General features: G+C 73.5%; 8 protein-coding genes. 4 read left to right on the top strand and 4 right to left on the bottom strand.

Going from position 1 to position 8,286, the window contains the following annotated elements; all coding sequences use genetic code 11:
* Positions 1–715, top strand: a 715-nt coding sequence (locus Q7T52_RS11540) for a tetratricopeptide repeat protein (RefSeq protein ID WP_304802592.1), incomplete at its 5' end; no start/stop codon positions are given.
* A 21-nt stretch (positions 716–736) separates the two neighbouring features.
* Complete coding sequence (locus tag Q7T52_RS11535; RefSeq protein WP_304802590.1) at positions 737–1,501, top strand: EI24 domain-containing protein; 765 nt, start codon at positions 737–739, stop codon at positions 1,499–1,501.
* Here the strand turns inward: Q7T52_RS11535 and Q7T52_RS11530 are convergent.
* The gene (locus Q7T52_RS11530) at positions 1,495–1,833 is read right to left on the bottom strand and encodes a helix-turn-helix domain-containing protein (RefSeq protein WP_304802588.1); all 339 of its coding nucleotides are present in this window, start codon (positions 1,831–1,833) and stop codon (positions 1,495–1,497) included. The genes Q7T52_RS11535 and Q7T52_RS11530 overlap by 7 nt on opposite strands.
* Positions 1,834–1,852: 19 nt before the next feature.
* Between Q7T52_RS11530 and Q7T52_RS11525 the strand changes: the two genes are divergently transcribed.
* Positions 1,853–3,241 (top strand): MFS transporter, encoded by a 1,389-nt coding sequence (locus Q7T52_RS11525; RefSeq protein ID WP_304802586.1) that lies wholly within the window; start codon positions 1,853–1,855, stop codon positions 3,239–3,241.
* Positions 3,242–3,295: 54 nt separating this feature from the next.
* Here the strand turns inward: Q7T52_RS11525 and Q7T52_RS11520 are convergent, their stop codons facing one another.
* The 3 genes from Q7T52_RS11520 to Q7T52_RS11510 all read right to left on the bottom strand — a co-directional run bounded on the left by Q7T52_RS11520 (position 3,296) and on the right by Q7T52_RS11510 (position 6,261).
* Positions 3,296–3,718, bottom strand: coding sequence for a universal stress protein (locus Q7T52_RS11520; RefSeq protein ID WP_304802584.1), 423 nt, complete (start codon positions 3,716–3,718; stop codon positions 3,296–3,298).
* A 4-nt stretch (positions 3,719–3,722) separates the two neighbouring features.
* Positions 3,723–5,240 (bottom strand): APC family permease, encoded by a 1,518-nt coding sequence (locus Q7T52_RS11515; protein WP_304802582.1) that lies wholly within the window; start codon positions 5,238–5,240, stop codon positions 3,723–3,725.
* A 124-nt stretch (positions 5,241–5,364) separates the two neighbouring features.
* Positions 5,365–6,261, bottom strand: coding sequence for a LysR family transcriptional regulator (locus Q7T52_RS11510; RefSeq protein ID WP_304802580.1), 897 nt, complete (start codon positions 6,259–6,261; stop codon positions 5,365–5,367).
* 72 nt (positions 6,262–6,333) lie between these two features.
* On the opposite strand from Q7T52_RS11510, the gene Q7T52_RS11505 reads away from it, so the two are divergent.
* A complete protein-coding gene (locus Q7T52_RS11505) occupies positions 6,334–7,239 on the top strand; it encodes an EamA family transporter (protein WP_304802578.1) in 906 nt (301 codons plus the stop codon).
* Positions 7,240–8,286: the final 1,047 nt, after the last annotated feature.

The raw sequence follows: 8,286 nt of genomic DNA, 5'->3' as shown, positions 1-8,286 counted from the left end.
CTACGCCGCCGACGTGGCCGAGCTCACCGAGCGCTACGAGGGCCGGTTCCTGACTGGTCTCGTCGACCTCGACACCGCACCCGAGGTCGGGCAGGCGCTCCAGATCACCCAGGTCCCCGTGCTCCTCGTGCTGCTCGACGGCCGCCCGGTCACCCAGCCCATCCCGGGCGTCGTACCCGCCGACGAGCTCAGTGCCCTGCTCAACCAGCTCGGCCAGCAGCTCACCGCCCAGGGCGTGACCGGCCGGCACCAGCCGCTCGCCGCCGCCCCGGCTCCCGAGGACGGCGACGGCGAGCCCGTGGCCGACCCGAGGTACGCCGCCGCCGAGGACGCGCTGGCCCGCGACGACCTCGACACCGCCGTCGTGGAGTACCAGCGGCTCGTCGACGCCAACCCCGCCGACCACGAGGCCGTCGCCGGTCTCGCGATGGCCAGGATCCTCCAGCGCACCCAGGACGTCGACGCCGCCGCGGCGCGCGCCGCGGCCGACGCCGCCCCGACCGACCTCGAGGCCCAGACCCTGGTCGCCGACCTCGATCTCTCCGAGGGGCGCGTCGAGGAGGCCTTCGCCCGGCTCGTCGAGCTCGTCCGGGTCACCGCCGACAAGGAGCGCGACAAGGCCCGCGAGCACCTCATCGGCCAGTTCGCCGCCGTCGGCAACGACGACCCGCGTGTGCTCGCCGCCCGCCGCAACCTCGCCTCCGCGCTCTTCTGACCGGCTGACCGGGACTCGGCGGTGCGCGACTACCGGGCCGGCGCCGCCTGCCTGGGCCGCGGCTGGCGGCTCCTCAAGCAACGACCGCGGCTGCTCCTGCTCGGGATGCTGCCGGCGTTCATCGTCTGGGTCGTCCTGGCGACGGCGTTCGTGCTGCTGATCCTCAACATCGGCGGCGTCACCGCCTGGATGACGCCGTTCGCCGACGACTGGGCCGACGTGGCCCGCCAGCTCGTGCGGTTCTTCCTCGGCCTGGCCCTGGTCGTGGGCTCGGTGCTGCTGTGGTCGGCCACCTTCACGGGGCTGACGCTGACCATCGGCGACCCGTTCTACGAGCGGATCTGGCGCGCCACCGAGGACATGATCGGACCGGTCAAGCTCGGCGAGGGGCTGGGCTTCTGGCACTCGGCCCTCGACGGCCTCAAGCTCGCGGCCGTCGGCGTGCTCACCTCGGTGCTCGTGCTCGTCAGTGGCTTCCTCCCCGTCGTCGGCCCGGTCCTCGGCATCGTCCTGGGCCTGCTGCTCTCGGGCCGCCTGCTCGGGCGTGAGCTCGTGAGCCGTCCGCTCGAGGCCCGCGGCATGGACCGGCACGCGCAACGGGCCCTGCTCGAGCCCCACCGCCGACGGGTGATGGGCCTCGGCGTCGCCACCCAGGCGTGCTTCTTCGTGCCGTTCGGCGGGGTGCTCGTGATGCCGGTGGCCGTCGCCGCTGCGACGGTGCTGGCGCGCGACGTCCTGCCCGACGAGCGTGGACCGGCCTACGTCGGCGAGCTGCGGAGCTACTGAGCCTCGGCGACCGCGTGCCGGCGGCCCCACGTGACGAGCGCGTCGAGCACGGGCACGAGGTCGCGCCCGGCGTCGGTGAGCCGGTAGTCCCACCGCACCGGTGAGTCCTGGTAGGCCGTCCGCTCGACGACGCCCGCCTCCTCGAGCGACCTGAGCCGCGCCGAGACCCGATCGCGTGGGGCGCCGGTGCCGCGGACGATGTCGCCGAAGCGGGTCTTGCCGAAGGACAGCTCGCGCACGACCAGCAGCGACCAGCGCTCGCCGACGAGCTCGAGGGCGGCGGCGGCGGGGCACGGGCGACCCGGAAGCTCGTCGAGCACGATGTGGCGCACGGCTGCTAGCGTGCCCTGGGTGAGTTTGAATATCAAACCGACACACGACGTCCTCGCCCGGCCGCTCCTCCCGGTCGCCCTCGGCACCACGCTGGTGCTGGTGGCCTACGTCGCCCCGATCGTGGCGCTGCCGGCCACGGCCGTCGACCTCGGCGCGGGCCCGGCCGGTCGGGCCTGGATCCTCAGCTCGATGAGCGTCGGCCTCGCGGCCGCACTCCTGGTCAGCGGCGTGCTCGGCGACCGGTTCGGGCGGCGGGTGCTCTACGACGTCGGGCTCGGGCTGGTGGCGCTGGGCGGGGTCGTCTGCGCCGCCGCCCCCGGTACGGCGGTCCTCGTCACCGGTCGCGTCGTCCAGGGCGTCGGCGGCGCGGCGGTGCTCGCCTGCGGCCTGGCGCTGCTGGCCGCCCGCTTCCCGCCGGGCCCCGAGCGGCTCCGCGCCACCTCGATGTGGGGCGCGAGCGTCGGGCTCGGCATCGCGACCGGGTCCCTGGTGACCGCCGCCGTCGGCGAGCTCGGCACCGGCTGGCGCGAGGTCTACGTCGTCCACGTGGTCGCCGCGGTGGGCCTCGTCGCCCTGTCCTCGCGCCTCGGGACCTCCCGGGCCGAGCACCCGCGCCGCGTCGACGTACCGGGTCTGGTGCTGCTGGTGGGCGGACTCACCCTGCTCGTCGCCGCCCTGACCCAGGCCCGCGACGGTGTCGACGGGCTCACGGTCGTGCTCGGCGTCGCGGCGCTGGCCTGCCTCGGCGGGCTCGCGCTCGTCGAGCCGCGTGTGGGCGAGCCGCTGCTCGACCCGGCGTTGCTGCGGCGTCCGGGGTTCGTCGCCGCGACCCTGGGGTCGCTGCTGCTCGGCATCAGCATGATCGGGCTGGCCTCGCTCACGCCGACGATCGCCCAGGTGGGGCTGGGTAATGGGCCGTGGACCGGCGCGCTGCTGGCGGCGGTCTGGGCCGGCGTCAGCGTGGTCACCTCGCTCGCGCTGCGGCGGCTGCCGTGGACCTTCGCCGGGCCGCGCGGCGTCGCCGTCCTGCTCGGCCTTGTCGGTCTGGCCCAGCTCACCGGACTCGGGCTCGGCACCGGTTCGGGCGTCTGGCGGCTGGCCGTGGTGATGGCCGCGACCGGCGTCGGCACCGGGCTGCTCAACGCGGTCCTGGGTCGCGAGGCCGTCGCCAACGTGCCGCCCGACCGGACCGCCATGGGCAGCGGCGCCAACAACACCGCGCGCTACGTCGGCGCGGCCATCGGCATCACGCTGACCGTCACCATCGCCACGCACGTCGGCGACTCGGTCGTCGACGGGTGGAACGTCGTGGTGGTCGTGTGTGCCGCGGTCCTGCTCGTGGGGGCTGCCGTGGTGGCGTTGGTGGGGCGTACGCCTCAGGACGTGACGTCGTCACCGCGTGGGTGAGGTCGGTCGGTGGCTGCGGGGGTTTCGAGGCTCGTCGCTAGCGCTCCTCGCGCCTCAACCGGCGTCGGCGAAGGGGACGCAGAGCACCGGGCGGGTGCTGAGGTGCAGGAGCTTGTGGGGCGTCGAGCCGAGCATGGCGCCCTTGAGGGGGCTCTCGCCGGCGGTGCCGACGACGAGGACGGTGGCGTCGTGCTTGTCGCCGACCTCGAGCATCGCCTGGGCCGGCTTGGCGTCGACCAGCTCGATCTGCGTGTCGACACCGGCGGCGTGGGCGCGCTCCACGGCGTGCGAGAGGGCGGTGCGGCCGATCTCGCGGAGGGCGTCGCGGTGCGGTCCAGCCTCCTCGCCGAGACCGCCGGGCGGTCCGGCACCGTAGACGAGCACCAGGACCTCTCCGAAGCGCGAGGCGATCGTGATCGCCGTGGCGAGCGCGGCGTCCGCACCCGGGGACTCGTCGTATCCGACCACCACTGCCATGGCCTCAGCCTTCCAGACCGTCGGGGTCGGCCTTGCCGGCCTTGAGGCCGTGGACGACGTCGGGGTCGGGCAGGCCGGCCTTCTCCTGCCAGTAGCGGCCGTCCTTGACCCGCCAGAAGAGCATGAACGCGACGCCCACGAGGAAGATCCCCACGCCGATCACGAGCGGCGGCCCGACGCCGAGCCACGACGTCCCGCTGTAGCTGTTCTCGGGGTCGGACATGTCGCGCACCGACAGCACGAGCAGCCAGATCAGCAGGGCCGAGCCGACCAGCGGGCCGACGCCGATGAGGATCAGGTTCTTGGGGCTCTCGAGCAGGTGCTTGCGGTGGTAGACCGCGCAGGCGATGCCGGTCAGCGCGTAGTAGAAGGCGATCAGCAGCGACAGGGCCGTGAGCGAGTCGAAGAGGGCGTTGTCGCTGATCTGGTAGATGCCGACGTACCAGGCGATCGCGATGCCGGCGACGGTCCAGGTGCTGACGTCGGGGGTGCGGTGCTGGGGGTGGATGCGGCCCATGGCGGCGGGGAGCGCGTGGCGGCGGGCCATCGACAGCCCCGTCCGCGATGCCGGGATGATGGTCGTCTGCGTCGACGCGATGGCCGAGGTCGCGACCGAGGCGAGCACGACCCAGCCCCACGGTCCCATCACCAGGTCGGCGAGCGCGGCGAAGACGAACTCCTCCTCGCCGGCGTTGTCGGTCAGCCACGTCGTGCCGGCGTACGAGACGACGGCCGTCGCGACCGCGACGTAGGTGACCAGGAGGATCACCGTCGAGAGCACCGCCGCACGCCCCGGGGTGCTGCTGGCGCCCTTGGTCTCCTCGCTGAGGTTGACCGAGGACTCCCACCCCCAGTAGGCGAAGACGCCGAGGAGCAGTGCGGTCGTGAGGCCGCTGCCGCCGGCGCCGAACGGGTTGAGCCAGCTCAGCGACGGGTCGATCGGGTCGAGCGGGCTGTTGTCGGACACGGCCTTGACGATCGCGACGACCGCGAAGGCGAGCAGCGAGCCGACCTGGGCGACCATCAGCGCGTTCTGCAGCTTGGCCGAGACGTCGGCGCCGAGGATGCAGACGTAGGTGAGCGCGATGATCAACAGCACCGCGAGCGGCATCCGGACCCAGGCGTTGTCGGCCGCCGCGTCGGCCCCGAACGTGCGCAGCGAGAAGCTGACGCCGACGTCGGCCAGCGAGCCGACGACCAGGACGCCCGTCATAGCGATGGCCCAGCCACCGATCCAGCCGAACCACGGACCCATGGCCCGGGTCACCCAGCTGAAGGTCGTGCCGCAGTCGGCGTCGACCCGGTTGAGGTAGAGGAACGCCGTGGCGATCAGCGCCATCGGGACGAACGACGCCAGCAGCGCGCCGGGCGCATAGACGCCGACCGCGGCCGCGATGGCGCCGATCACCGCCGCCAGCGAGTACGCCGGTGACGTGGCCGCCAGCCCGATCACCAGGGCGTCGACGAAGCCGATCGCCCCGGCCTTGAGTGCCGGCTGCTGCTCCGTCGGTGCCTGTGCCATGCCAGCTCCCCTCGCCGTGGACTACGTTTCTAGTGCACGAAGCCTCTCGAAGGCGAGCAAATGCCCCGCGTCGTTCTTGTTACACCTCGGATTTCGTGGCTTCGAGGCTCGCTGCGCTCGCACCTCAGCCTCCGGCGTCGCAGAGCGAGGCGAGCGCGGCGCGGATCGCGGGGGAGTCGTCGAGGGTCCGGCGGTGCACCGCGACCACGTCGCGGGTGGGGACGGGGTTGCGCGCGGGGACGGCCACCAGGGCGTCGTCGAGGGCCGCGCGACCGAGCCGGGGCACGAGGGCGATGCCGAGGCCCGCCCGCACCAGGGCCAGGTGGGAGTCGAACTCCATGGACACGTGGGCGATCCGCGGACGGCGCCCGGTGCCGTCGTACATCCGGCTGAGCCACTGGCGGCAGATCGTCCCCTCGGGCGTCGCGATCCAGCCCTCGTCGACCAGGTCGGCGGGCGTGACCGACCGGCAGGAGGCGAGCGGGTGGTCACGGTGGACGACGACGTCGGCCACGTCGCGCGCCACCGCCGTGCGGACCAGGTGGTCGGGCACGTCGACCGGTACGTCGCCCCACGTGTGGAACAGGCCGAGCTCGAGCTGGCCGGTCGCCACCAGGTCGACGGTGTCCCAGGGCTCGTGCTCGACCAGGGAGACCCGGAGGTCGGGGTGGGCGTCGAGCAGGTCGCGCACGACACCGGCGACCAGCCCGCGCATCGCCGTGGAGAACGCCGCGATCCGCAGGTGGCCCGCCACGACGCCGGTACGCCGGTGCAGGCCGGCCTCGACCTGCTCGAGGTCGCGGAGCAACCGGCCGCCCGCGTCGAGCAGGTGCCGGCCGTCGTCGGTCAGCATGACCCCGCGGCCGACGCGCTCGAGCAGGGCCACCCCGGTCTGTCGCTCGAGCCGCTTGACCTGCTGGGAGACCGCGCTGGGTGTGAACCCCAGCGCATCGGCTGCGGCGACCACCGAGCCGTGGGTGTCGACGGCGCCCAGCGAGCGCAGGGCGGCGAGATCGATCATGAAGCAACGCTACCGGTTGACATGCATGATCGCTCGCTGGTGCTGCATGGTCAGGTCCGTCAGGCTGGGGGCATGACCCGACGCGACTGCCTGCTCGCCGCGCTGGTGGCGTCCATCTGGGGCTTCAACTTCGTGGTGATCGACTGGGGCATGGACGGCGTGCCGCCGCTGCTCTTCGTCGCGATCCGGTTCGCCGTGGTGCTGCTGCCCGCGGCCGTCCTGCTGCCGCGCCCGGACCTGCCCTGGCGGACCCTGGCGGCGGTGGGGGCCTTCATGTCGCTGGGCCAGTTCGGCTTCCTCTACGTCGCCATGGACGCCGGCATGCCGCCCGGCCTCGCCGCTCTCGTCCTGCAGGCGCAGGTGATCTTCACCGTCGTCATCGCCGCCGGGGTGCTGCGTGAGCGGCCGACCCCGGCGCAGGCGCTGGGGGTGCTGGTCGGGTCGTTCGGCCTGGTCGTCGTCGCGGTCGGACGTGGGGGAGACGTCCCGGTGCTCGCCCTGCTGCTGTGCCTGCTCGGGGCCCTGTCCTGGGCGGTCGGCAACGTCGTGTCCCGCTCCTCGGGCGCGACCGGCGGGCTGGCGCTCACCGTGTGGTCGGCCGTCGTCGTCCCGGTACCCCTGCTCGTCCTGTCGCTCGTGGTGGACGGCCCGGCCGCCGTCGTCGACGGCATCGCGGCCTTCGGCTGGGAGGCCGGCGTCTCCACGCTCTACACCGCCGGCCTCGCCTCTCTCGTCGGCTACGGCGTCTTCAACACCCTGCTCTCCCGCAACCCGTCGGCCGCCGTCGTGCCGTGGGTGCTGCTGGCACCCGTGGTGGCCATGGCGTCGGCGGCGGTGCTGCTCGACCAGTGGCCCAACGCCGCCGAGGCCACGGGCGGGGCGGTCATGGTCGCGGGGGTGCTGGTGGCGTTGCGGTCGGGTCGGGCACGCGGTTCGAGGGCTTCGAGGCTCGCTGCGCTCGCACCTCAGCCGACGTAGGGGCAGTCGGTGTGGGGCCGGTCGGTGTGGGGCCGGTCGGCCGGTCGGTGTGGGGCCGATCGGCGCGGGGCCAGTCGGCGTGGTGCCGAGGGTGGCGAGGTGGTCGGCCAGGACGGCGCGGGCGGCGGAAGACGTCAGCCGACCGGTGCAGATCGCCAGCACCAGACCGTCGACCAGGCCGAGGACCGGCTCGACCAGCTCCGTGCGGACAGTGACCAGGGAAGCGACGAGGCTGCGCCTCGCCTCGTCGTGGTCGGACAGGTAGGGAGCCACTGCGTCCCGGTCGGCGGCAGCGTCGGCCTCCGGGCGGGCGGAGCGGGCGGGGCGAACCGCGCCGTCATCGCTCCACCCCCGGGTCGCGACCTGGTAGCGCTCCGCGAGATCGGACCCGTCGTCGGTCGCCGCCACCGCGCCGAAGGCGAGCTGGAGTCGCAACCACACGACTTCGAGGTCGACCTCGTCTGCCTCCGGGAGCAGCAGATCGAGCGTGGCTCGGCTCCAAGCCGGGCGGCGGCGCCTGGTCGCGCACGCGGCGGCGGCGAGCGCGGGGAGCCGGGCATGCTCTCCCAGCGTCCGCCGAGCCATCGCGTCGGACGCGCCCAGCTCGGAGGCCAGCCGACGTCGGGTGAGCGCGGCGGGACCCTCCTGGCGCACCACCACGAACGCGGCCTCTTGCAGCAGCGCCAGCTGCGCCCCGTACTTCTGCAACCGCTTCATGGTCCGGTTCTCTCGCGATCGCGCTGTCGCTCGCTCCCCTCATCCACAGGCTCTGGCCAGGTCCCGGATCTGACCCACGGTGCGTCATGTTTCGGGCACCCGCGATGCGCGAAGTGACCCAGGGTGCGTCGTGTTTCGGGCACCCGCGATTCGCGAAGTGGCCCAGCATGGTCACTGTGCGATTCCGGGGGTGCGGAAGGGCGACGCGCCGTGGGTCACTGTGCGGTTTCGGGGGTGCGGAAAGGCGACGCACCGTGGGTCACTTCGCGATTCCGGGGGTGCGGGAACGCGACGCACCCCTGGGTCACTGTGCGATTCCGGGGGTGCGGA

The organism is Nocardioides sp. (assembly GCF_030655615.1).
Taxonomy (GTDB): Bacteria; Actinomycetota; Actinomycetes; order Propionibacteriales; family Nocardioidaceae; genus Nocardioides.
The sequence above is the reverse complement of the archived record's forward strand: the minus strand, read 5'-3'. Positions and strand labels throughout refer to the sequence as shown.